23 protein-coding genes are annotated in these 23,166 nt (G+C 70.7%); 10 read left to right on the top strand and 13 right to left on the bottom strand.

The annotated features are described in order from the left end of the window. Positions 1–134 precede the first annotated feature (134 nt). Positions 135–1,010 carry an RIO1 family regulatory kinase/ATPase gene (locus AB0H84_RS04935; protein ID WP_357598254.1) on the bottom strand — a complete coding sequence of 292 codons (876 nt, stop codon included), beginning with the start codon at positions 1,008–1,010 and terminating at the stop codon, positions 135–137. A 250-nt stretch (positions 1,011–1,260) separates the two neighbouring features. On the opposite strand from AB0H84_RS04935, the gene AB0H84_RS04930 reads away from it, so the two are divergent. Beyond that, complete coding sequence (locus tag AB0H84_RS04930; RefSeq protein WP_357598251.1) at positions 1,261–1,821, top strand: hypothetical protein; 561 nt, start codon at positions 1,261–1,263, stop codon at positions 1,819–1,821. On the opposite strand, the gene AB0H84_RS04925 is transcribed toward AB0H84_RS04930, so the two are convergent. Both AB0H84_RS04925 and AB0H84_RS04920 read right to left on the bottom strand, forming a co-directional pair. Then, positions 1,818–2,390, bottom strand: a complete 573-nt coding sequence (locus tag AB0H84_RS04925) for a Uma2 family endonuclease (protein WP_357598248.1) — start codon at positions 2,388–2,390, stop codon at positions 1,818–1,820. The genes AB0H84_RS04930 and AB0H84_RS04925 overlap by 4 nt on opposite strands. A 63-nt stretch (positions 2,391–2,453) precedes the next feature. Continuing rightward, positions 2,454–3,023, bottom strand: a complete 570-nt coding sequence (locus AB0H84_RS04920) for a hypothetical protein (protein WP_357598245.1) — start codon at positions 3,021–3,023, stop codon at positions 2,454–2,456. Positions 3,024–3,185: 162 nt separating this feature from the next. Between AB0H84_RS04920 and AB0H84_RS04915 the strand changes: the two genes are divergently transcribed. Beyond that, complete coding sequence (locus tag AB0H84_RS04915; RefSeq protein WP_357598242.1) at positions 3,186–3,980, top strand: alpha/beta hydrolase; 795 nt, start codon at positions 3,186–3,188, stop codon at positions 3,978–3,980. 22 nt (positions 3,981–4,002) lie between these two features. Here the strand turns inward: AB0H84_RS04915 and AB0H84_RS04910 are convergent, their stop codons facing one another. From AB0H84_RS04910 to AB0H84_RS04875, 8 genes are all read right to left on the bottom strand, one after another. Continuing rightward, positions 4,003–4,602, bottom strand: coding sequence for a DUF4126 domain-containing protein (locus tag AB0H84_RS04910; RefSeq protein ID WP_357598239.1), 600 nt, complete (start codon positions 4,600–4,602; stop codon positions 4,003–4,005). Positions 4,603–4,606: 4 nt separating this feature from the next. Continuing rightward, complete coding sequence (locus AB0H84_RS04905; RefSeq protein ID WP_357599624.1) at positions 4,607–5,542, bottom strand: RNA-guided endonuclease TnpB family protein; 936 nt, start codon at positions 5,540–5,542, stop codon at positions 4,607–4,609. 57 nt (positions 5,543–5,599) lie between these two features. Further along, entirely contained in the window at positions 5,600–6,205 is a 606-nt protein-coding gene (locus AB0H84_RS04900; protein WP_357598237.1) for a helix-turn-helix domain-containing protein, read from the bottom strand. Further along, complete coding sequence (locus tag AB0H84_RS04895; RefSeq protein ID WP_357598234.1) at positions 6,202–6,783, bottom strand: IS607 family transposase; 582 nt, start codon at positions 6,781–6,783, stop codon at positions 6,202–6,204. The genes AB0H84_RS04900 and AB0H84_RS04895 overlap by 4 nt, the downstream gene beginning before the upstream one ends. A 148-nt stretch (positions 6,784–6,931) precedes the next feature. Beyond that, positions 6,932–7,696 carry a carbohydrate ABC transporter permease gene (locus tag AB0H84_RS04890; RefSeq protein WP_357599621.1) on the bottom strand — a complete coding sequence of 255 codons (765 nt, stop codon included), beginning with the start codon at positions 7,694–7,696 and terminating at the stop codon, positions 6,932–6,934. Between the two features lie 53 nt (positions 7,697–7,749). Next, positions 7,750–8,712, bottom strand: coding sequence for a sugar ABC transporter permease (locus AB0H84_RS04885; protein WP_357598231.1), 963 nt, complete (start codon positions 8,710–8,712; stop codon positions 7,750–7,752). Then, positions 8,702–10,012, bottom strand: a complete 1,311-nt coding sequence (locus AB0H84_RS04880) for an extracellular solute-binding protein (protein WP_357598228.1) — start codon at positions 10,010–10,012, stop codon at positions 8,702–8,704. The genes AB0H84_RS04885 and AB0H84_RS04880 overlap by 11 nt, the downstream gene beginning before the upstream one ends. A 42-nt stretch (positions 10,013–10,054) precedes the next feature. Next, positions 10,055–11,302 carry an ROK family transcriptional regulator gene (locus tag AB0H84_RS04875; protein WP_357598225.1) on the bottom strand — a complete coding sequence of 416 codons (1,248 nt, stop codon included), beginning with the start codon at positions 11,300–11,302 and terminating at the stop codon, positions 10,055–10,057. A gap of 86 nt (positions 11,303–11,388) precedes the next feature. On the opposite strand from AB0H84_RS04875, the gene AB0H84_RS04870 reads away from it, so the two are divergent. Genes AB0H84_RS04870 through AB0H84_RS04860 form a run of 3 tightly spaced genes read left to right on the top strand, consistent with a single transcriptional unit; the run spans position 11,389 to position 15,544 of the window. Further along, positions 11,389–13,554 carry an alpha-N-acetylglucosaminidase TIM-barrel domain-containing protein gene (locus AB0H84_RS04870; RefSeq protein ID WP_357598222.1) on the top strand — a complete coding sequence of 722 codons (2,166 nt, stop codon included), beginning with the start codon at positions 11,389–11,391 and terminating at the stop codon, positions 13,552–13,554. Positions 13,555–13,562: 8 nt separating this feature from the next. Beyond that, entirely contained in the window at positions 13,563–14,465 is a 903-nt protein-coding gene (locus tag AB0H84_RS04865) for an N-acetylmuramic acid 6-phosphate etherase (protein ID WP_357598219.1), read from the top strand. Next, a complete protein-coding gene (locus tag AB0H84_RS04860; RefSeq protein ID WP_357598216.1) occupies positions 14,462–15,544 on the top strand; it encodes a BadF/BadG/BcrA/BcrD ATPase family protein in 1,083 nt (360 codons plus the stop codon). The genes AB0H84_RS04865 and AB0H84_RS04860 overlap by 4 nt, the downstream gene beginning before the upstream one ends. On the opposite strand, the gene AB0H84_RS04855 is transcribed toward AB0H84_RS04860, so the two are convergent. Continuing rightward, positions 15,489–16,619, bottom strand: coding sequence for a nitronate monooxygenase family protein (locus tag AB0H84_RS04855; protein WP_357598214.1), 1,131 nt, complete (start codon positions 16,617–16,619; stop codon positions 15,489–15,491). The two genes, AB0H84_RS04860 and AB0H84_RS04855, sit on opposite strands and share 56 nt — an antisense overlap. Positions 16,620–16,697: 78 nt before the next feature. Then, on the bottom strand, positions 16,698–17,360 hold the full coding sequence (locus tag AB0H84_RS04850) for a DapH/DapD/GlmU-related protein (RefSeq protein WP_357598211.1): 663 nt from the start codon (positions 17,358–17,360) through the stop codon (positions 16,698–16,700). Between the two features lie 110 nt (positions 17,361–17,470). On the opposite strand from AB0H84_RS04850, the gene AB0H84_RS04845 reads away from it, so the two are divergent. The 5 genes from AB0H84_RS04845 (at position 17,471) to AB0H84_RS04825 (ending at position 22,529) form a co-directional block, all read left to right on the top strand. After that, entirely contained in the window at positions 17,471–19,135 is a 1,665-nt protein-coding gene (locus AB0H84_RS04845) for a CTP synthase (protein WP_357598208.1), read from the top strand. Beyond that, on the top strand, positions 19,132–19,734 hold the full coding sequence (locus AB0H84_RS04840) for an NUDIX hydrolase (protein WP_357598206.1): 603 nt from the start codon (positions 19,132–19,134) through the stop codon (positions 19,732–19,734). The genes AB0H84_RS04845 and AB0H84_RS04840 overlap by 4 nt, the downstream gene beginning before the upstream one ends. 15 nt (positions 19,735–19,749) lie before the next feature. Further along, positions 19,750–20,655: a site-specific tyrosine recombinase XerD gene (locus tag AB0H84_RS04835; protein WP_344985029.1), complete on the top strand. Its 906-nt coding sequence runs from the start codon at positions 19,750–19,752 to the stop codon at positions 20,653–20,655. A 117-nt stretch (positions 20,656–20,772) separates the two neighbouring features. Then, on the top strand, positions 20,773–21,714 hold the full coding sequence (locus AB0H84_RS04830) for a ParA family protein (RefSeq protein WP_357598203.1): 942 nt from the start codon (positions 20,773–20,775) through the stop codon (positions 21,712–21,714). Continuing rightward, the gene (locus AB0H84_RS04825; protein ID WP_357598200.1) at positions 21,711–22,529 is read left to right on the top strand and encodes a segregation/condensation protein A; all 819 of its coding nucleotides are present in this window, start codon (positions 21,711–21,713) and stop codon (positions 22,527–22,529) included. Before AB0H84_RS04830 ends, AB0H84_RS04825 begins: the two co-directional genes overlap by 4 nt. Positions 22,530–23,166: the final 637 nt, after the last annotated feature.

Below are 23,166 nucleotides of genomic sequence, written 5' to 3'. Positions count from 1 at the left end.
GCACGCATGTGAGTCTCCTGTCGATCGGCGGTTTCCACCATCTCTTCGGCGTGGGGCGCCGGATGGATGACTGCTCGCCGAACTCCGCGGCCGGGAGAGGCCGTCGCGCGGTGCGGATCCGCAGGACGCCGCGGTCACGGGGTCAGCCCGGCCTCCTTGCGGAGGAGGGCGGCGAGGGATTCCGGGTCGGCGGCCGGGACGCCCTTGGCGGCGAACCAGGTGGCGACGTTGTGCGCGTCCCGGTCAAGGAAGGACGGGCCGGTCGGGTGCGCGATCACGTCCACGATCTGCGGCAGGTCGATGATCACCAGCCTCCCGTCGTGGACCAGCAGGTTGTACGGCGACAGGTCGCCATGGGCCAGCCCCTCCCTGGCCAGCGTGACCATGGCCGCCACGAGCTGCTCCCATAGATCGTCCAGACCCTCGGACACCTGCGCCAGCCGCGGCGCCGCGAACCCGTCCTCCGTCCCGATGAACTCCTGCAGGATCTCCGTCTCCACGATCTGCACCGGGTACGGCACGGGAACCCCCAGCTCCCACAGCCGGCACAGCGCCGAGAACTCGGCCACCGCCCACTGGGCGGCGATCACCTGCTTGCCGAACGCCGTGCGGTTGGCCATGGCCCGGTTCATGCGGCTCTCGCGGGTCCTGCGGCCCTCCAGATAGCCGGAGTCGCGGTGGAAGAGCCGATGGTCGGAGGAGCGGTAGCGCTTGGCGGCCAGCAGGCAGACCCGGTCCGTGCCCGGCACGCCCCGGGAGATCAGGTGTACGTCGGCTTCCTTGCCGGTCTTGAGCACGCCGTACTCGGTGTCGACGGCGGCCAGCTCGGTGACCAGCCAGTCGGGATACGGCTTGGGCCCCTTCTCCGTGGGCGTGCTCTGGTCCCAGGTGGACCAGCGGTCACCCTCGGGCGGCCCGTCGTCGGTCTCGGGGGTGCTCTCCAGCCACTCGATGTCGTCGGCGTCGAGGGCGTTCTTGCCACGGGTGCGGTGTTGCGAGTGCTTCGGCACGGTGGGATTGCTCCAGGTGTGAGCCCACCGGTGCGCCGATCAGATCAGTGGCGGACGCCCGGTGGGAGGGATGGGGGACGCGGAAAACGGCACGCGAACAGTCGTCATCACGGTCTCATCCTCCCTTCGCGCCAAGGCTCAGCGATCAACGCGCCCGAGTATGCCGGGCCCGCGCGAGGGCCCGCAACTCATTTATGACCGGGCGTAAATGCGGTGCGGCGGCCGCGCCCCGCCTTGTACGGTGCGGGCCATGCGACGCTGCTCTGAATGCGATCACTGGGAGCCCGCCGGAGCGCCCGGATGCGCGCGGTGCGCCGCGCTGGTGGACGAGATCGTCGAGGCGGGCTGGCGGGAGTTCCTGGAGCGTGAGTTCGGCGCTTCCGGGCCGCTCGACGAGCGCCTCATCGCCGAGATGGTCGTCGACGAGCCCGACAAGCACCCGTGGCGCGTGGTGGACGCCGCCTACGACCGGCTGACCTGCCCCGAATGCGGTGGCCGGCTCAGCCGGGGTCCGGCCGGATGCGTCCCCTGCGACCTGGCGAACGGTTTCCGCTACTCCGCCATCGAGATCGACCGCCCCACCGTCCCGCCGGGCAACGAGCACGCGCTGCGGGTGAACGTGGCCGTGACGCGCAGGCCGCACGGGAACTCGGAGTCCGAGGTGCTGCTACGGCGGCTGTCGCTGCCCATCCTCATCGAGGGCCGCCTCCCCACCCGAGCCCAGGCCCAGGCCACCAAGGCGCTGGCCAACAGCGGCGCCACGGAGGCGGAGCTCGCCGCGCTCATCTACGGGGAGTGGGGCGTCGCCTAGCCTGGCGGCCACTCCAGACGGAGGTCGATGTCGACGTCGAATCCGATGTGGGTTTGCAGCCGTTTGCGGTGGATGCCGGTGGGGACGTAGGCCTTTACTACCGGCTCGAGCTCGAAAGTGTAAACAACGGGCAACCCGTCTTCCTGCTCAACTCGCCAGAAATACTTGATGTCCGCATTTGAATACTTGATCGGCGTTGGTGGTCCGATCCCTTTCCATGGATTCGTCTGAGACCACTTCGACGACGAGGTGGACGTCCTCTCGGGCTTGAATGAAGTGACTTTCATGTTGAAGGCTGACCGTTTGACCAGGAGGATATCCGGCTCCGGCCGCTGCCGAATCCCCAACGTCACCGTCATTTCACGCGCGACCAGAAGCTCCTGTGGTGGACGAAGCGCTTGCTCGAACAGTCGAAGTGCGAGCATGTGGAAGACGGTCTGCGGCGACCTCATGATGAGGGACCCACCGATCAGCTCGACGTGCCGAGGCGCGTCGGGGGGAAGGTGATCGAGCATGTCAGCGGTCCAGCCGCCGGGAGGGCGGGGATAGAACCACTCAGGAAGGGCCATAGTCATCAGTCTGCCTCCTCAGTGCTTCACGCGACGCACACAGCGTGCCACGTTGAGTAGCCGTCAGGGCAGGTCTTTGCGCTCCTCCATCGAGCGGCGGTAGAGCTCGTCGATCTGGTCCAGCGGGTCAGGGGCGTGCCGGCGGGCCTCGATCTCCAGGTCGGTGCGTGAGCTGAGGTCGGCGATGCCCGTGGCCGTGTGCCTGACCTGGTCGCCCAGGAGGTCGGCGCGGATGCGGGCGCACATGGCCGTCAGCTTCGCCTGGTGCTCCCTGAGCCGGCCGAGCGTGGCGTGGTCGACGTACGGCGACAGGCGGCGCTGCTGGGCGTACATGCCGAGCTGGCCGTCGTGGACGTCCGCCTGCGCCGACAGGTCGGCCATGAGGCGGGGCAGGTCGCCGAGGCCCCAGCCCTGGCGCTGGGCGTGCTCGACGGCCTGGCGGGTGAGGGACACCTCGCGGCGCAGGTCGAGCCGGAGGCGTTCGACCTCGGCCGCGTCGCCCGTGCCCATGGCGTTGACGTGCGTGGTGAGCCGCGTCGTGGCCTGTCTGGCCTTGACCGCAGCCTTCCTGCCGACCTTGATCGCGAGGTAGATGCCCGCGCCTCCCAGCAGCAGGAGGAACGCCAGAATCACCAGTACGACGACAACCAACTCGCCGATCTCCGCCACCCCCTGTCGGTGTTGATGATTCGAGGATAGTGCGTCGGGGCGGGTCCGGCGCAGCGGTGTACCAAGCAAGCACTTGATCGGAGCGGTGAGGCTGTGTTTCAGTGCTCAGGGAGGAGGGCGAGGGAGATGCCGTACGCGGATGTGGGTGGAAATATCCGGCTCTTCTATACCGATGACGGGGACGGGCCGCCGTTGCTGCTGGTCCACGGGTGGGGCGCCGACTCCCACCAGTGGTCCTGGCACATCGACGCGCTGGCCGCCGCTCACCGGGTGGTCGCCGTCGACCTGCGCGGGCACGGCTACTCGTCCGTCCCGGACGACGGCAACACCCCGCGCATGATGGCCGAGGACCTGAGCGTCCTGCTGGGAGCCCTCGGCATCCCCCAGGTGATCGCCGTCGGGCACTCGATGGGCGCCCAGGTCGTGTCCATCCTCGCCGTCGAGCACCCCGAGCTCGTACGCGGCCTCGTCGCGGTCGACCCCGGCTACGGCATGACGGACCTGGTCGCCTCCCGCTTCCCGAAGATGATCGCGGGCCTGCGCGGCGAGCACCCCCACGCCGCGGCCGAGCGGATCGACAAGTGGTGCACGAACGCCGGCACGCCCCCGGTCATCAGGCGCTGGCACAAGCGCAGGCTGTACGGCATGCCGCCGCACGTGCTGGCGCAGGCGTTCGAGGCCATGTTCACGGCCCCCGACGCCATCGGCGTGCGCCCGGCCAGCGACGACTACCTGGCGCGCCGGCGCTGCCCCGTGCTGGCGATCTGGTCGGACCAGGAGCAGGCGAGCTGGGAGTCGGGCCTGCTCAAGGATCCCGCGTCCAAGGTCGTGTGCTGGGAGGACGCCAGTCACCGGCTGCACGAGGAGCGCCCCGGCGAGTTCGTGGACCTGGTGGAGGAGTGGCTGGGCGCTCAGAGCTGACCTCGTGCCGCCGGCTGGGGGCTCAGACCTGACCTCGTGCCGCCTTCCTGCGGGCGCGGAAGCGGCGTACCCGTCTGATCGCCCACCACGCCAGCACGGCGAGCGCGAGCAGCGCGACGATCACCAGCACGGGGGCGAAGACGGCGACCACGCTCATGCCCAGCGAGCCCGCGTCCTCCATCGTGCTCACCACCGGCCCGCCCACGCCCGCCGTGCCGACGTTGATCATCGGACGCGCGGTGGCTTTGATCGCGTGTACGGCCAGCGCCATCACGATGCCCAGCAGCCAGCCGGCCCACGGGTGCTCGGCCATCCAGGTGGAGTGGTCCAGCTCGGCCGCGGCGCTCGTGGCCGAGAAGACCACGCCGCCCGACGCCGGGCGGACCACGGTCTGGATGGTGTCGTTGACGCTGTCCACGGCGGGCACCTTGTCCAGGACGAACTCGGCCACCAGCAGGACGGCGATCACGGCGAGCACGCCCCAGTTGGACAGCCACGAGTAGCCGTCGGGGAGTTTCACGGCGTCCGTGAAATTGGCCAGGACGCCCACGACGAGGAGCGGGATGTAGGCGTTCAGCCCGGCGGCCGTGGACAGCCCCAGGCCGGTCAATGCGGCGAACATGCCGCTATTCTGCCCGCGCCGCCTCGTCCATGATGTCCGTGAGGCCGGATCCGGTGAATTCGGCCACGGCCCGTTCGTACTTCTCCATGCCGTTACTGATTCCGTAGCTGGTCATCAGCAATCCCGGCCTTTCGGGCGGGAAGGTCCGTGACATCACCAAAGCATGAGCGCTTCGGCTTGACGACGGTCTCTCGTTTCCTTCCCGCGCTGGGCGGGGATTGCGCCACCTGCCCCGCCCCAGCCCGGCCGTGTGGCCGGGCCGGGTGGCGCGGGTCTTCTGGTCGGCTCCGCGAGGCTTCGACACCGTGTTGGTGTCCTGGTCTCCGGCCACTCCGGTACCAGTCGTGCAGTCCGCCGCCACAGCGGCGAGGTTGCGCGCTGCGTTCTCGTCCCGATCTATCACCAGCGGGCACTCGTCGCAGTCGAAGGTGCGGACGTGCAGCGGCAGTTTGGCTTTCACCGCGCCGCAGTCCGAACAGGTCTTGGAAGAAGGATGCCAGCCATCGGTCACGACGATTCGGCCACCGTGCCAGGCGGTTTTGCAGGTGAGCTGGCGGCGGATCTCCCCGAACCCTGCATCGGCGATCCGGCGCGCCAGGCGCCGGTTCTTCAGCATTCCGCCCACGTTGAGGTCCTCGACCACTACCGTGCCGTAGTCGCCCGCAAGACGCGTGGTGAACTTGTGCAGCGCGTCGGCGCGCAGGTTGGCCACCCGATGCTGTACCCGGTCACGCTCGGCGTTGGCTTTCTCCCACCGCCTCGACGGCCGGCGGCCGGTACGCCGATCAGGGCCCTGTCGGCGGGAGACCCGCCGTGACAGCGGCCGGAGCAGCTCCAACGCGTCGTCCAGATGCTTCGGGTTCGGCTCGTATCGGACCTCGCCCGCGGTATCGGCGGTGACCGCCAGGTGCGTGACGCCGAGGTCAACGCCCACCGTCAGACCGGGTCGGGCCGGAGCCTGTGTCTGACGTTCGGCTTCGACCTGGAAGGAGACGAATCAGTGGCCTCGCTCGTGCCGGACGGTCGCCGACAGGACGCGCGCCGTCCCGGCCTGCAGACGGGCGAGCAGCTTGCCGGTGGGCTCGTGGGTGCGGATCGTGCCTAGCCGGGGCAGTGTGACGTGCTTGCCGTCCGGCTCGATGCGGACTGTGCCGGTGGTGAACCGGCAGGCGAGCCGGGCCTTGCGCTTCGACTTGCGTCGGGGCATCCCGATGCGCGGGCCCTTGCGCTTGCCGTTCTTCGACGTGGCGTAGTTGTCGAACGCCGCTGCCGCGTTCGCCAGGCCGGTGTTGTAGGCCTCTTTGGAGTTGTCCTGCCACCAGGACGCGAAACGCGGGTCGGTGTGCTTGACCTCGTTGAACGCCTTGCGTAGCGCGGGAAGCGACCAGGGTCGCCACGGCGTCAACTCAGCTGGGGGAACGCCGTAGGTCTGCTCGGCCTGACGTTGCCACCAGGTTGCGGTCACCCAGGACACCGCCCAGTTGAATGCGGCACGCGCGGCACCGCAATGGGATCGCAGCGCCCGCTGTTGGCCGGCGTTCGGATCCAGGGCGAACCGGTATGCCTGCACCACAAAACCAGGCCGCGGCTTGAACTTCTTCACTGGGCCGGCTTGCCGGTCGTGGCGGACAAGGCGGACATGGCCAGTTCGGCGCGGCGCCTGGCCGAACGGTGCCCGTACAGGCGGGCACACAGGCAAGCGAGCACCTCGTTCACGTCGCGTACGAGCTCATCGGTGGTCTCATCGGAGTTGAGGACGACCAGGCGGCGGCCTGTCGCGGCCAGAGCCGCTTGCAAGTGCTCGACGCCGAAGCGGGCCGGCCGGTCACGGTGCTCGACCACGATCACGGCAGCGGACGGGTCGGCGAGGATACGGTGCAGCTTGTGGCGTCGGCCGGTCAGCCCGGACCCGACCTCTTTGACGATCTCGCCGACCGCCAGACCGGCCGCGTTCGCACCCTGCACCACGCGAACGGCCTGCCGGTCCAGGTCGCCGTTCTGGTCATCGGAAGAGACCCGGCAGTAGGCAACCACCCGGCCCGTGGAAGCCGGGGCTTCTTCCACGATCCACGTGCCGGAGGGCGCCTGGCGGACCGGGACCGGCATCTTGCCGTCCTTCACCCACCGCCAGGCGGTTTGATAGCTCACGCCCTGCTGACGCGACCACTCCGAAAGCTTCACGCTCTGATTATATTTGACTACGGAAGGCAATGCATGACCATGTTTCTCGGAGCAGATGGCAACCCCACGACCAAAAGTCGAACTCGATGCTCTCGTCCGCGCCGTTCTGGATGGAGGCCCAGAGGGTCCAGCCGTACTTGGACATGGGTCAGCCCTTGATGGCGCCCTGCGTGATGCCGCTGACGAAGCTGCGCTGGAAGACGAGGTACACGACGACGATCGGGGCGATGACGATCAGGCAGGCCGCCGCCAGCAACGGGATGTCCGTCGTGTACTGGCCGACGAAGAGCCCCAGGCCGCTCGGCCCCGTACGCCGGTCCGGGTCCTGCATCATGACCAGGACCAGCATGAACTGGTTCCACGACCACATGAAGTACAGCACCGACAGCGTGGTCACCGCGGGCCACGAGATGGGCAGCAGCACCCGCGCCAGCACCACGAGGTCCCTGGCGCCGTCGATGCGCGCCGCCTCGACGAGCTCGTCGGGCACGTTCGAGAAGTGCGTCTGCATCCAGTACACCCCGAACGGCATGAACAGCGCCGCCTCGGCCAGGATGACGCCGACGTAGGAGTTGGTGAGGCCGACCTCGCGCAGGTTGAAGTAGAGCGCCACCACGATGACCTCGATCGGCAGCGTCAGCCCCATCACGAACCCGAACGACAGCGTCCGGTGCCCCCACACCTTGAGAATCGCCAGCCCGTAGCCGGCGAGCGTGGCCATGGCCACCGCGAGCGGCACCACGAAGAGCGCGATCAGCACGCTCGAACGCATGAGGTTCGTGAAGTTCCCCGCCTTCCACGCGAGCGCGAAGGTCTCCCACGACCACCGGTCCGGGATGCTCAGCCCGTCGAGCTGCGAGCCCGAGGGATGCAGGGCCGCCAGCACGATGCCGGCGAAGGGCACCAGCACCATGACCGCCAGCAGGACGAGGACTCCGTACCGGACACTGACACCGCCACGCCTGCTCAACTCGCATCATCCCTGGTGAAGTAGCGGACGGCGGTGACGACGGCGACCACGATCACGGTCAGCACGACGGCCAGCGCGCTGGCGCCGCCGATGTCGCCCTCGTTGAAGGCCAGCCGGTAGACGAGCAGGCCGGGCACGTTGGTCTGCCCCGCCGGGCCGCCGTTCGTGGTGACGAAGACGAGGTCGAAGCCGGCCAGCGCCGCGATGGTGGTGATGACGCCGGCGACCGTGATCTCCCTGCGCACCCCGGGCACGGTGACGTGCCGGAACTGCCGGAACGCCCCCGCGCCGTCGAGCCTGGCGGCCTCGTACAGGGACGGGTCGATCTTCTGCGCGCCGGCCAGGAAGAGCATCATGCACAGCCCGCTCATCACCCACGTCCCGATGAGGCCGAGCGCGACCAGCGCCAGGCCGTAGTCGCCCAGCCAGGCGCGGGTGATCGACCCCAGCCCCACCAGGTCGAGGAACTGGTTGACGACGCCGGACTCGCCGTAGAGCCACCGCCAGGTGATGCCGACGGCGACGAGCGGCAGCACCTGGGGGAGGAAGAAGACGATCCGGAAGAACGTCATCCCCCGCCGCACCTTGCCCATTAGGAGCGCCGTCATGAGCAGGCCGACGCAGATGGGGATGACCGAGAAGAAGACGATCAGCGCCAGGCTGTGCAGGATGGCCTCGTACAGCTGCGCATCACGGAAGATCTTGACGTAGTTGGCGAGGCCCGCCCACTCCGCCGGCAGGATCCCGTCCCACTTCAGGAGGGAGAGCCGGAGCGTGTTCATGGCCGGCCAGATGGCGAAGCCCAGGTACACCGCGAGCGCGGGCAGCACGTACAGCCAGCCGCGCGCCCGCCGCCCCCGCCGGCGCGGCGGGCGGGCGGGCCCGTCGGCCACCCGCCCCCCGCCGCGGGCCGGAGCGGCCCGCGGCGCGGAGACGGCCGGGCTCAGATCACGAGCCATGATGTCCGTCCCACGACTCCTGCAGGGACTTCAGGAAGGCGTCGGGGGCCATCTTGCCGCTGATGAGACCCTGGATGCCCGGAGTCAGCTTGTCGATCATGCCGGGGGAGGCGTAGTCGGGGAACGGCACGATCCCGTTGCCCTGGGCCACCGGCGCGAAGGCGCTCGCGATGTCGCCGCGCAGCCCCGTGGCGCCCAGTTCGGCCTTGGTGTCGACCGGCATGAACCCGCCGTCGAACTCGATCTTCGCCGCCTCCGGCGAGCTCAGGTAGTCGAGGAAGGCCGCGGCGACGTTCGGGTTCTTGGACTTCGACGAGATGGCGTACGCGACGCTCGCGCCCGAGGCGACCTTCGCGGGCTCGCCCGAGGGCGTGGGCATGAGGAAGAAGCCCACGTCGTCCTTCATCTCCGTCTCCAGAGTGGAGGCGGCCCAGTTGCCGGTGATCAGGAACGCGCTGTCGCCCTTGGCGAAGCTCGCCAGCGCGTCGGCGTCCGCCGTGGCGCTCGCCCCGCCGGCGATGTAGCCCTTCTTCGCCCAGTCGGTCAGGGTCTGGGTGGCCTTCAGCGCGGCCGGGTTCTCGATCGTGCCGCCCGGCTTGCCGTACACCCATGACCGGTAGTCGTTGACGTCGCCGATGACGTTGAGCAGCGCGTTCCACAGGTGGAAGCCGCCGACCTGGAGCGCGCCGTTGCTCAGCGGCGTCTGGCCGGCGTCCTTGGCCTTCTGCATCGCGGCCTCGAAGTCGGCCAGCGTCTTCGGCGCCGCCTTCACGATCTTCTTGTTGTAGAAGACGCCGAGCACGGAGAGCCCGCCGGGGACGGCGTACAGGCTGCCGGTCCCGAACTGCTTGGCCGACTTGTCCGAGCTGAGGACCTCGAGGCTGGCCGGCGGGAACTTGCTGGTCCAGCCGTACGCCGTGGACCACGGGCTCAGGTCGAGGATGAGGCCGGCCGGGACCAGGGAGTTCATCGCGCCCGGGTTGTACTGGGCGATGTCCGGTGCCGCATCCCCCGACATCGCCAGTTTGATGGACTTGATGTAGTCGTTGAACGGCGTCATCTGGGGCTTGACGGTGACGTTCGGATGCTTCCTGGTGAAGCCGTCGATGAGCGCCTTGGTGGGCGGGTCGTTCGTGTAGGCCAGGGTGAGCGTCACCGGGTCGTTGGGAATGGTGGTCGATACGTCGACCTTGGTCGCCGTACTCCCGCTGGAGCCGCTGGTGCCGGCGCAGGCCGTCAGAGCGAACGCCGTCGTGACGCTGAGCGCCGCGACCGCCGCGCGCCGGGCTGGTCTCGTCATGCGTATGACCTCTCTCCTCAATCGGGTGGTGGCGTGGTGTCGTCAACGGCCCTCAGGACGACCGCTTCTCACCAGGCCGAACCTGTTGCGCTCGATCTCGTCCAGCGAGTGCAGCAGCGCCCCGTGGACGACGGCGTCCTCCTGGAGCGCGGAGACCTCCAGGGCCGGCTGATCCAGCGGCTGGCCGGACAGATGCCGCCGGAGCGCCGCCAGCAGCGGCTCGCCGCATCTGGCCAGGGGGCCGCCGATGACCACGAGCCGCGGGTCGAGGATCGCCCTGATCACGGCGATGCCCTTGGCGAAGCGGCGGGCCACCACGTCGATCGCCTCCAGCGCCGCCGGGCTGCCGTCGGCGACGGCGTCCAGCACAACCTCCAGCGCCTGCTCGCCCGCGGCCTCGATCCGGGCCAGGAGCGCGCTGTCACCGGTGCGTCCGGCCGCCGCCGTGGCCAGGCGGACGACCTCCGTGCCGCCCACCCGGTCCTCGAACGGGCCGAGGCCCCGCGGATGGCGGGCCCCGGCGGGCTCCTCGGTGAACAGGTCGAGGAAGCCCACGTCGCCGGCGTCGTTGGAGGCGCCGCGGTAGAGCTCGCCGTTGAGCACGATCCCGGCGCCGACCCGCTCGCCCCAGTGGATCATCACCAGCGAGTCCTCGCGCTGGTCGGCGTCGCGCCACCGCTCGCCCTGCGTGGCCAGCTTGACGTCGTTGTCCAGGTAGACCGGGCAGCCGAGCGCCTCCTTCAGCCGGCGCGCGAGGAGGTCGCCGGTCAGGCCGGGCATGCTCGGGATGAGCTTGATGATCCCTGAGGCGGGGTCGACGATGCCGGGGGTGCCCACCGAGGCGAACCAGAGGTCGCCGGTCGTGACGCCGGTCTTGCGCAGCGCCCGGTCGATCGTGGACAGGAGCGTCTCCACCACCTGCTCACCGCCGCGACCGGCGCCGAGCTGCACCACGTCCGTCACCATGACCGTCCCGGCCAGGTCCGCCACCGCCACGCGGGCGTCCTGCGGGCTGATCGACAGGCCCAGCACGTGGCCCGCCTCCGCCCGGAAACGCACCAGTTGCGCCGGCCGGCCCGCGCGGGTGGAGTCGCGGTCGAGAGGGCCGAACTCGACGAGCCCCTCGGCGGCCAGCGCGTTGAGCGAGCGGGTGACCGCCTGGCGGGAGAGCCCCACCGCCTTGGCCAGCGCGGACACGCTCATGCTGGACTCGGCCCGCAGCTTCCGCAGGACGGCGGCGGTGTTGACCTCTCGCATGAACTGTGTGCCGGCGGCCACGACCTGCTCCATGCCGTCTCCCTGTCATCGGTTGCCGGTACGCTAGCATATTAATTATGGACCGTACGGAATTAATTAGTCGAGGGGTGTGACCTGCGATGTCGTTCGGTGACGGCCCGCTCTGGGAGGACACTGTCCGCGGCCTGGCCCACCGCGTGCTGGGGCCCGTGGCCGAGTCGGTACGGTTCGCCGCCCGCGACGGCGACGGGCGCGAATACTCCTACGAGGAGGCGCGTGGCGTGCTCACCGTCGCCGCGACCGACGGGGTGAGCGCCTCGGTCGCGCTCCACCACTATCTCCGTGACCGCTGCGGCGCCTCCGTGGGCTGGGACACGGTCCTGCCGCTGGGGCTGGCGTCGCTGCCCGACGCGCCGCTCCGCGAGGGCTCGGCGCGGGTCCGCGAGGGCTACTACTTCAATTTCTGCACCTTCAGCTACACGATGCCGTACTGGGACTGGGCCGACTGGGAACGCGAGATCGACTGGATGGCCCTGCACGGCATCACCATGCCGCTCGCGGTCACCGGGCACGAGGCCGCGCTGCACGCCGCCTACTCCCTCCTCGGCCTCGACGACCAGCGGATCCGCGGCTTCCTGGGCGGGCCGGGCTACCTGCCGTTCCAGTTCATGGGCTGCCTGGACGGCTTCGCCGGCCCGCTGCCCGCCTCATGGATCGAGAGCCATCGCGAGCTCGGGGCGCGCGTCCTCGACCGCGAGCGCGCCTTCGGCATGACCCCGGTGCTGCCGGCCTTCACCGGGCACGTCCCGTACGAGATCGCCGCGACGGCGCGGGCCGGCCGCCGGCACTGGCAGGGGTTCGAGACCTGGGTCCTCGACCCGGCCGACCCGCTGTACGAGCGGATCGGCGCCGAGATCGCCCGCGCCCAGATCAAGCTCTTCGGCACCGACCACCTGTACGCCGCCGACCCGTTCATCGAGATGATCCCCATCGACGCCGACCCGGCCTTCCCCGGCGCCGTGGCGGCGGCGACGCTGGCCGGCCTGCGGGCCGCCGACCCGGACGCCGTCTGGCTCATGCAGGCCTGGCCGTTCTCCTACCAGCGGGACTTCTGGACCGAGGAGCGCGTCAACGCCTTCCTCGACGCGATCCCGGACGACCGGATGATCGTGGCGGACCTGTGGGCGGAGCACGATCCGCTGTGGGGCCGCTTCCGGGAGTTCTCCGGGAAGCCCTGGCTGTGGTGCGCGCTGCTCAACTTCGGCGGACGCACGGACCCGGGCGCCGACCTGCGCGGGGTCCCGGCCGGGATCGACGCGGCCCTGGCGGCGGCGAGCCCGCCCGCGGGCCTCGGCCTGTCCATGGAGGCCACCCGCAACAACCCCGTCTTCTTCGAGCTCGTCGCCGATCAGATCTGGAACGGGGTCCCCGACCTGGAGGCCTGGCTCGACTCCTTCGTGACCCGGCGTTACGGCATTGGGGAGCGGTGGACGGACGAGTTGCGGGCGGCCTGGCGCGGGCTCCTGGACACCGTCTACGCCGCCCGGGGCGTGCGGATCGCCCCCGACCAGTTCAAGGGCGTGCTCACCGCCGATCCCTCGTACGCGCGGATCCCCGACGGCGTGGCCGAGCTCCGCGCCGAGGCCGCCCGCGCCCTCTGGTACGAGCCGGCCGTGCTGGCGCGGGCGTGGGAGCACCTGATCGAGGTGGCCGAGCACGATCCCGCCCTGCTGGCCGGTCCGCTGGGGCACGATCTCGTCGAGGTGGGCGTGGCCTTCATGGCCAGGGTCGCCGACCGCCGCCACCTCGACGCCGTGGAGGAGTCGGTACGGCTCGCAGCGGCGAGCGCGCCCGGCATCGACCGGTTCCTGCGGGTCTTCGATGACCTGGACCGGATGCTGGCCTGCCGCCCCGAGTACACCTTCCGGCACTGGGAGTCGAAGGCGCTGTCGTGGGCCGCCGACGCCGCGGACCGCGACGTCCTGGCCGACAACGCCCGCCGCATCATCACGGTGTGGGGCACCTCGGACAGCCCGCTGCTCGACGACTACGCCGGCCGGCACTGGAGCGGGCTCGTCGGCGGCTACTACCGCGACCGCTGGGCGCTGTGGGCGAAGGGCCTCGACCGCGCGCTCGCCGCGCCCGACGCCGCCGAAGCGGAGCTGCGGGAAGGGCTCCGCGAACGCGCCGAGGCGTTCCTGCGCGAGGGGACGGCGCCGGCGCCGGGTGACCTCGGCGATCTGGCCGCGGAGTCACGCCGGCTGTTCACCGCCTACGCGGGCGCCTTCCAGCCGGACGAACGATGAGGAGCACGATGGCCCAGGGGGCACCACCGACCGAGCGCCGCAACCCGCGCACCGCCGACATCGACACGCTGGAGTCAGGAGAGGTCCTCCGGCTGCTGCTGGACGAGGACGCCAGGGCGGTCGAGGCCGCCCGCGCCGCCACCGGTCCGCTCGCCCGTGCCGTCGACGAGGCGCACCTGCGGCTGACCCGGGGCGGAGGCGTGCACTACTTCGGCGCCGGCGCGTCGGGACGGCTCGCGGTGCTGGACGCCACGGAGATCACGCCGACGTTCGGGGTGGAGCGCGGGCTCTTCACCGCGCACTTCGCGGGCGGGGCCGCCGCGCTCACGGACTCGTCCGTCGATCAGGAGGACGCCGCGGAGCTCGGCGCCGCCGACGCGCAGGTCCTCGACCAGTACGACGTGGCGGTCGGCATCACGGCGTCCGGGTCCACCCCCTACGTGGCCGGCGCGCTGCGCGCCGCCCATGCCGCCGGCGCGCTCACCGTGCTGATCACCTGCAACCCCCTGGCGCCCCTGTGCGAGCAGGCCGACATTCTCGTCGTCGCGGACACCGGGCCCGAGGCGCTCACCGGGTCCACGCGGCTCAAGGCCGGAACGGCGACCAAGGTGCTGCTGAACGCGTTCTCGACGGCTGTCATGATCAAGGCCGGGCGGACGTACTCGAATCTCATGGTCGGGCTGGTCGCCACCAACGCCAAGCTTCGCGAGCGGGCGGTGAGCGTGCTCGCGGAGGCGACCGACCTCTCCAAGGAGGCCTGCCGCGCCGCCTTGGAGGAGTGCGGCGGCCGGATCCCCGACGCGCTCGTGCGCCTCCTCACGGGCTGCCCGCCCGACCAGGCGCGGGCCGCGCTGGCCGCGCACCCGGGCGTCCGTGCCGCCGTCGCCGCGCTCGGCGGGCACGCCGGATGAGCGGCGGCTTCGCGGGCGTGGACGTCGGCGGCGGGGGGATCAGGGTCCGGATCGAGAGCGGAGGGACGAGCGCGTACGGGGAGGACGCGGCCCCGGTGCCCAGGGACGGGGGCCGGGTGGACCTCGAACGGCTCGCCGCCCGGATCGCGGCGGTCGTCGAGGACGCGACCCGTCCCCTGGCTCCGGCGGTGGTCGAGGACGCGACCCGGCTTTTGGCCCCGGCGGTCGTCGAGGGCACGACCCGTCCCTCGGCCCCGGCGGTCCCGGAGCGGTTCGCCGGGATGGCCGTCGGGGTGACCGGGCTGCCCGGGCTGGTCAGGGAGCCGGAGACGCTCTGGCGCGCGCTGGGCGAGCGGTTCGGGCTCGGGGCGCTCGTGGTGGCGGGGGACATGGTGACCACGCACGTGGGCGCGCTCGGGTTCCAGCCGGGGGTGGTCGTCGCCGCCGGAACCGGCGTCATCACCCTCGGCACCGATCTGGACGGTGTCTGGAACCAGTCCGACGGATGGGGCCACCTCCTCGGCGATCACGGCGGCGGCGCCTGGATCGGGATGCACGGCCTCCAGGCCGCCCTGCGCGCCCACGACGGCCGGGCCGGCGGCTCGACGCCCCTGCTCGAACGCCTGACCGCCTGCTTCGGCCACCCCCTGGACCTGGTGGCGCTCGTCTACGAGTCGGCCTCGCCGGCGCACCACCTGGCGTCGTTCGCGCCCTCCGTCGCCGACGCGGCCCGTGCGGGGGACCCGGTCGCGCGGGACATCTGGGCTGAGGCCGGGCGGCAACTCGGCCAGACCGCCGTGGCCGCCGCGACCGGGCTCGACCCGGTCTTCTCCTGGGGCGGGCGGCTCTTCGACGCCGCGGACCTGCTGATGGAGCCGTTCCAGAGCACCGTACGGGCCCTGCTGCCCGGGGCCCGGTTCGCGCCGCCGCGGGGATCCTCGGCGGCCGGCGCGCTCGCCCTGGCCAGGGCCGCGGCGGGCGGCGAGGTGCGGCCGCACCACCCGTACCTGTACGTCTTCGCGGCTACTCGGAGCCGGACAGGCGCTGGAGCCGCTCCACCGCCTCCCCGAACTCGCTGATCATGTCGTAGACCACCTCGCGGGCCGGTCTGATCTGATCGAGCTGGCCCACCACCTGGCCCACGAAGTAGTTGACCAGCTCCAGCGCCCCCGGCTCGCCCTTCTCGGCCGCCGCCCCGATGCGGGCCATCGCACCCTCGGCCACCAGCAGCTGCAGCGGCATCCCCAGCGGCCCCGGGCTCTCCTGACCGGAGTCCCACTCCTCCGTCCAGGCGGACCTGAGCTGGCGGGCCGGCTTGCCCGTACGGGACCTGGACCGGACCGTGTCCAGCGACGAGGCCGCCAGGAACTTGCGCTTGACCGCCGGGCTCGTCTCGGCCTCCTCCGTGGTCAGCCAGACCGAGCCGCACCACACGCCCTGCGCGCCGAGCGCCATGGCCGCCGCCATCTGCCTGCCTGACGCGATGCCGCCCGCCGCCAGCACGGGGGTCGGGGCCACCGCGTCCACGACCTGCGGCACCAGCACCATCGTGGAGACCTCGCCGGTGTGCCCGCCCGCCTCGGTGCCCTGCGCCACGATGAGGTCCGCACCCGCGGCCACCTGCCTGCGGGCGTGCTCGACCGTGCCGACCAGCGCCGCCACCAGCACGCCTGCCTCCCTGGCCTTGGCCACCATCTCGGGCGGAGGCGGGCCCAGGGCGCTGGCGATGAGCCCGATCGGGTGCTTGAGCGCCACGTCGATCAACCCCGTCGCCCCGGTCGCCGTCACCCGCCTGCCGAGCTCGTCCGCCACCGCCGTCAGCGGCTGCACGGGGGCGCTCACGCCGTACTTGGACAGCAGGTGGGTGACGAAGTCGCGGTGGCGGTCGGGGACGAAGTCCATGAGGTGCGCCTGCCGGTCGAGCGCGGAGGCGTCCAGCTTGCCGGGCACGAGCACGTCCACGCCGTACGGCCGGCCGTTCACCTGCCCGTCGATCCAGGTCAGCTCGGTGTCGAGCTGTTCAGGCGAGTACGCGATGGCGCCCAGCACGCCGAACCCGCCCGCGTTGGTGACGGCGGCCACCACGTCGCGGCAGTGGCTGAAGGCGAACAACGGGAACTCGATGCCCAGGCGCTCACAGATGGCGGTCCGCATGATTCGACGCTATCCGGCAGAAGCTTGTTCGGTCCATCCCTTCACCCGGTCACGCTGCCGCGGCTGGAGTGCCCGGGGTCAGGAGGCGGTGGCGCGGCGGTCCAGGGGGAGGGGGATGGGTGGGGCGTGCCAGCCGAGTTCGGGGGTGTAGCCGCGTACCAGCCTGGCCGGGACGCCGGCGACCACGCTGTGGTCAGGGAACGTGCCGCGGACCACCGCACCGGCCGCCACCACGCACTGGCGGCCCAGCGTCGTGCCCGGGAGGATGATCGCTCCGGCCCCCAGCCACGAGCCGGAACCGATCGAGACCGGGCTGTTGCGGGGCCACTGGCGCCCGATCGGGACGTCAGGGTCGTCGTAGACGTGGTTCTGGTCGGTGATGTACACGTACGGGCCGGTGAAGACGTCGTCTCCGATGTCGACCGACTGGTGGGCCACGATGTGCGAGCCGCGGCCGATCGAGCAGCCGCGACCGACGCGGAGGATCACGTCGGGCCCGAGGTCCGCCCCCGGCATCATGCCGCACGAGATCGACACCCGCTCGCCGATGAGCGTGTGGTCGCCGATCTCGATCCACTGCTCGCCGAAGATCGCGCCCGGGGGGAACGCGATGCTGACTCCGTCGCCCAGCCGGCGGAACCGGTAGCCCGCGGGACTCAACGGAGAGATGGCGCCGGCGCGGCGGATCGCCCCGTAGACACGGTGAATCAGCGTGCCCACTGCCCGCCGTACTGATGACATAGGGACCAAAGTTACCGCTAGGTCAACCCGTTCGGGCATGTCGGGGGCGTTGTTTGATATCCTGAGAGCCCGTGGACAGTTCGACCACACCTCGAGCCACGGGAGCCCCTTTGCGCAGCGCATCGCAAACCAAGCATCTGTTCGTCACCGGCGGTGTCGCCTCCAGTCTCGGCAAGGGGCTCACGGCATCCAGCCTCGGTCGCCTGCTCAAGGCCCGCGGTCTCAGGGTCACCATGCAGAAGCTCGACCCCTACCTGAACGTCGACCCCGGGACCATGAACCCGTTCCAGCACGGCGAGGTGTTCGTCACCGACGACGGCGCGGAGACCGACCTCGACGTCGGCCACTACGAGCGCTTCCTCGACACCCATCTGCACGGCTCGGCCAACGTGACCACCGGGCAGATCTACTCCAACGTCATCGCCAAGGAGCGGCGGGGCGAATACCTGGGCGACACCGTCCAGGTCATCCCGCACATCACGAACGAGATCAAGGACCGCATCAGGGGCATGGCCGGTCCCGAGGTCGACGTGGTCATCACCGAGGTCGGGGGCACGGTCGGCGACATCGAGTCGCTGCCGTTCCTGGAGGCCGTCCGGCAGATCAGGCACGAGGTCGGCCGCGACAACGTGTTCTTCCTGCACGTGTCGCTGCTGCCGTACATCGGCCCCTCGGGCGAGCTCAAGACCAAGCCGACGCAGCACAGCGTCGCCGCGCTGCGCAGCATCGGCATCCAGCCGGACGCGATCGTCCTGCGCTCCGACCGGCCTGTGCAGACGGCGATCAAGCGCAAGATCAGCCTGATGTGCGACGTGGACGAGGACGCCGTCGTCTCCGCCGTGGACGCGGCCTCGATCTACGACATCCCCAAGGTCCTCCACTCCGAAGGGCTCGACGCGTACGTGGTGCGCCGGCTCGGCCTGCCGTTCCGTGACGTCGACTGGAAGGAGTGGGAGCAGCTCCTGCGCCGGGTCCACCGGCCGGCGAAGGAGGTCACGATCGCCCTGGTCGGCAAGTACATCGACCTGCCGGACGCGTACCTCTCGGTCACCGAGGCCCTGCGGGCGGGCGGGTTCGCCAACGACGCGCGCGTCAACATCCGGTGGGTCAAGAGCGACGACTGCGAGACCCCCGAGGGCGCCGAGCGCGAGCTCGACGGCGTGGACGGCGTGCTGATCCCCGGCGGGTTCGGCGTACGCGGCATCGAGGGCAAGATCGGCGCGATCCGCCACGCCCGCGAGGGCAAGATCCCGCTGCTCGGCATCTGCCTCGGCATGCAGGGCATGGTCATCGAGGCCGCCCGCAACATGGCCGGCATCGAGGACGCCAACTCCGCCGAGTTCGACCCCGACACCAAGCACCCGGTCATCTCCACCATGGCCGACCAGGAGGACGTCGTCGCCGGCGAGCGCGACATGGGCGGCACCATGCGGCTCGGCAGCTACACCGCCAAGCTCGGCGAGGGCACCCTGGCCAGGCAGCTGTACGGCGGCAAGGCCAAGGCCGACGAGCGCCACCGCCACCGCTACGAGGTCAACAACGCCTACCGCGAGCAGCTCGAGAAGGTCGGCCTGGTCTTCTCCGGCCTGTCGCCCGACGGCCGGCTGGTCGAGTACACCGAGCTGCCCACCGACGTCCACCCGTTCTTCATCGGCACGCAGGCGCACCCCGAGTTCCGCTCGCGCCCCACGCGGGCCAACCCGATGTTCAAGGGCCTCATCACCGCCGCGCTGGAGTACGCGGACGCCAGGGTCGGGGCGAAGGTGGCCAAGTGAAGATTGAGGACACGCCCGAGAGCTGGGACGTCGTCGACTCCAAGGAGCGGTTCCAGGGCTACGTCATCAAGGTCGTCACGGACACGGTGAAGATGCCCCGCGACGAGGTCGCCGACCGCGACTACGTGGTGCATCCCGGCGCGGTCGCCGTGCTGGCGCTCGACGACCAGGACCAGGTGCTGCTGATCAGGCAGTACCGCCACCCGACCCGCATGCTGATGTGGGAGCTGCCCGCCGGCATCCGCGACGTCGAAGGCGAGTCGCTGGTCGACGGCGCCGCCCGCGAGCTCGAGGAGGAGGCGGGCTACCGCGCCGACACCTGGCACACGCTGATCGACCTGCGTAGCTCGCCCGGCATGAGCGACGAGCGGATCAGGGTCTTCCTCGCCCGCGACCTGACCAAGGTCGAGACCGACTTCGTCCACCGGCACGAGGAGATCGACATGCCGGTCGAGTGGGTGCCGCTGGCGGACGCGGTGGAGAAGGCGCTCATGGGAATGATCCACAATTCCCCGGCCGTGGCCGGTATCCTCGCCGCGTACGCGGCTTCGGTTGAGGGGTTCGCCCTGTTGCGCCCCGCCGACGCCCCTGAGGAGTGACGGAAGGACCAGCGCGTGGAGGCAGTGCTCTCCAGCTACCTCGCCCATCTGGCGGTGGAGCGGGGCCTGGCTGCCAACACGCTCGCGTCCTACCGTCGTGACCTGCGGCGATACGTCGCCCATCTGCACGCGCGCGGCCGGGCGGAGCTGGATGAGGTGGGGGAGGCCGACGTGCTGGCCTTCCTCGCCTCCTTGCGCGAGGGCGACGGCGAGCACCCCGCGCTCGTCGCCAGCTCGGCCGCCCGCGCCGTCTCCGCCGTGCGCGGGCTGCACCGTTTCGCTCTGCGCGAAGGTGTCACGGCCCACGACCCCGCCCACGAGGTACGCCCGCCGCGCCAGCTCCGCAGGCTCCCCAAGGCCATCGCCGTGGACGAGGTCGAGCGGCTCATCGCCGCCTCCGGCCCCGACGGCGCGCCCCTCACGCTGCGCAACCGCGCGCTGCTCGAGGTCCTGTACGGCACCGGCGCCCGCATCTCCGAGGCCGTCGGGCTGGCCGTGGACGACCTCGAGGACGACCAGGTACGCCTGCGTGGCAAGGGCGGCCGCACCCGGGTCGTGCCGTTGGGCCGCTACGCCCGCTCCGCGCTCGACGCCTACCTCGTACGGGCCCGGCCGGGGCTGCTCGCGCACGGGCGCGGCACCCCCGCCGTGTTCCTGAACGCCAGGGGAGGCCGTCTGACCAGGCAGGGAGCGTGGGAGGTGCTCCAGGCCGCCGCCGAACGCGCCGGACTCGCCCGGATAAGTCCCCACGTTCTCCGCCATTCCTTCGCAACCCACCTTTTGGACGGCGGCGCTGACGTTAGGGTGGTCCAGGAGCTGCTCGGCCACGCCTCCGTGACGACCACACAGGTCTACACACTGGTCACGGTCGACAAGCTCCGCGAGGTCTATGCCGCCGCGCATCCGCGTGCCCGGCAGTGATCTATAGTCGTTTCCGACGTGCGGCACCGTCGGCGTGCCGCCTTGCCGCATAAAGTGCCGACGCCATAGTGTCCGTCCGGACGGTCCGGTTCGGGATCGTCAGGGAGGTTCGAGCTGGTGACTGTGACGACCAAGGGTTCGACCCCGGGGACCCCCGACAACCCCTGGGGCGACACGAAGACCAACGCGCCTTCCAACGGCGTCAACCTGGGGCCCACGCAGCGGCCCCGACCCGTGTTCCCCGAGCCGGTGCCGCCCTCGGTGCACGGCCCGGCGCGCGTGGTCGCGATGGTCAACCAGAAGGGTGGCGTCGGCAAGACCACGACGACCATCAATCTGGGGGCCGCGCTCGTCGAATACGGACTCAAGGTGCTGCTGGTCGACTTCGACCCGCAGGGCGCGCTCTCGGTCGGCCTGGGCATCAACCCGCTTCAGCTCGACCTGACCGTCTACAACCTGCTGATGGAGCGGGGCGTCACCGCCGAGGACGTGCTCCTCGAGACCGGCGTCGAGGGGCTCGACCTGCTGCCGAGCAACATCGACCTGTCGGCCGCCGAGGTCCAGCTCGTCACCGAGGTCGCCCGCGAGCAGGTGCTCGGCCGGGTGATCAAGCCGCTGCTGCCGCACTACGACGTCTGCCTCATCGACTGCCAGCCGTCGCTGGGCCTGCTCACGATCAACGCGCTGACCTGCGCCCACGGCGTGATGGTGCCCCTGGAGTGCGAGTTCTTCGCGCTGCGCGGCGTGGCGCTGCTCATGGACACGATCTCCAAGGTCCAGGAGCGGCTCAACGAGGACCTCGAGATCGAGGGACTGCTGGCCACCATGTACGACGCCCGCACCCTGCACGGGCGCGAGGTGCTGGCCCGCGTGGTCGAGGCGTTCGGCGACAAGGTGTTCCACACGGTGATCAACCGTACGGTCCGCTTCCCCGACGCGACGGTCGCCGGCGAGCCCATCACCACCTTCGACCCGTCCTCGCTGGGCGCCAGCGCCTACCGTGAGCTGGCCCGCGAAGTGCTGTCGCGCTGGCCGGCGCCTGCCACAATGGCCAGGTGACCGACTCCGAGCAGACTCCTCAAGGGTTCCAGGTCCACCTGGACGTCTTCGAGGGCCCTTTCGATCTGCTGCTCGGGCTCATCGCCAAGCACAAGCTGGACATCACCGAGGTCTCGCTCTCCAAGGTCACGGACGAGTTCATCGCCTACATCCGCTCGCGCGGGCCCGAGTGGGACCTCGACCAGACCAGCCACTTCCTGCTGGTCGCGGCTACCCTGCTGGACCTGAAGGCGGCCCGGCTGCTGCCCTCCGGCGAGGTGGAGGACGAGGAGGACCTGGCGCTGCTGGAGGCCAGGGACCTGCTGTTCGCGCGGTTGCTGCAGTACAAGGCGTACAAGGAGGTGGCGAAGCTCTTCGCGGGGCGGATGGCGGAGGAGGCGCTGCGCTTCCCCCGTACGGCTCCGATGGAGCCGCAGTTCGCCAACCTGCTGCCCGAGCTCATCCTGGGCATCGGGCCGGAGCAGCTCGCCAGGATCGCCGCCAAGGCCTTCACCCCCAAGCTGCCGCCCACCGTCAACGTCGGGCACATCTACCAGCCCCTGGCCAGCGTCAAGGAGCAGGCCGCCATCCTGGTCATGCACCTGCGCCGGCTTCGGCGCGCCACCTTCCGCGCGCTGGTGGCCGACTGCGAGGGCACCTTCGAGGTCATCGCCCGGTTCCTGGCGGCGCTGGAGCTCTTCCGGGAGTCGGCGGTGACGTTCGAGCAGGTCGAGCCCCTGGGGGATCTGCACATCACCTGGACGGGCGCTGACGACGGCGACGTCGCGGTGGGCGACGATTACGAGGAACCCGCGGAGAAAGCACGCAATGACTGACAACCCACTGCCCACCCCCCGCCGCTCCCCGGACTCCGAGCCGCCACTGCCCGCCTGGATGACCCTCCCGGGCTCCCTCGCCCAACCGTCCGCCCCGGCTGTGGAGGACGGCGAGACGTCTGCGGACGACGCCCCGCAGCCCGCAGACGAGACGCCTGTGGACGACGTCCGGCTGCCCGCAGACGAGACGCCTGAGGATGACGTCCCGGCGCTCTCCGACGAGGCGCCTGACATGCCGTCGGATCATGCGCCATCGGACGACGTCCTGTCGTCCTCCGACGAGACGCCCACCCCTTCGACCGCCGCCCCTTCCGACGCGGCGACACCCGCTGCCGACGATGACGCAGCGGGCGTCGCGCAGGTGGCCGATGCTCTGGACGCCGATGAAGTGGCGGCTCAAGCAGGCGCAGCCGAGGTGGCGGGTCAAGCGGGCGGCGCGCGTGACGTGACGGCTCAGGTGGACGCTGCGCCAGGCGCGGATCCTTTGGGCGTCGGGTCGGCGGGTGGCGGCGCAGTGGAGTTCGGCGCGACGCTCGCGTCCGAGGACGTGGGCGGCCCGGAGGCCGGAGAGCGGACGGCGCAAGGAGGCAGCCGGCCGGACTCGGCGCGGGAAAGCGGCGAGGAGGATTCCGGGCGG

Origin of the sequence: Nonomuraea sp. NPDC050786 (assembly GCF_040654115.1) — a bacterium.
Lineage (GTDB): Bacteria > Actinomycetota > Actinomycetes > Streptosporangiales > Streptosporangiaceae > Nonomuraea.
This window is presented reverse-complemented; position numbering and strand designations above follow the sequence as displayed.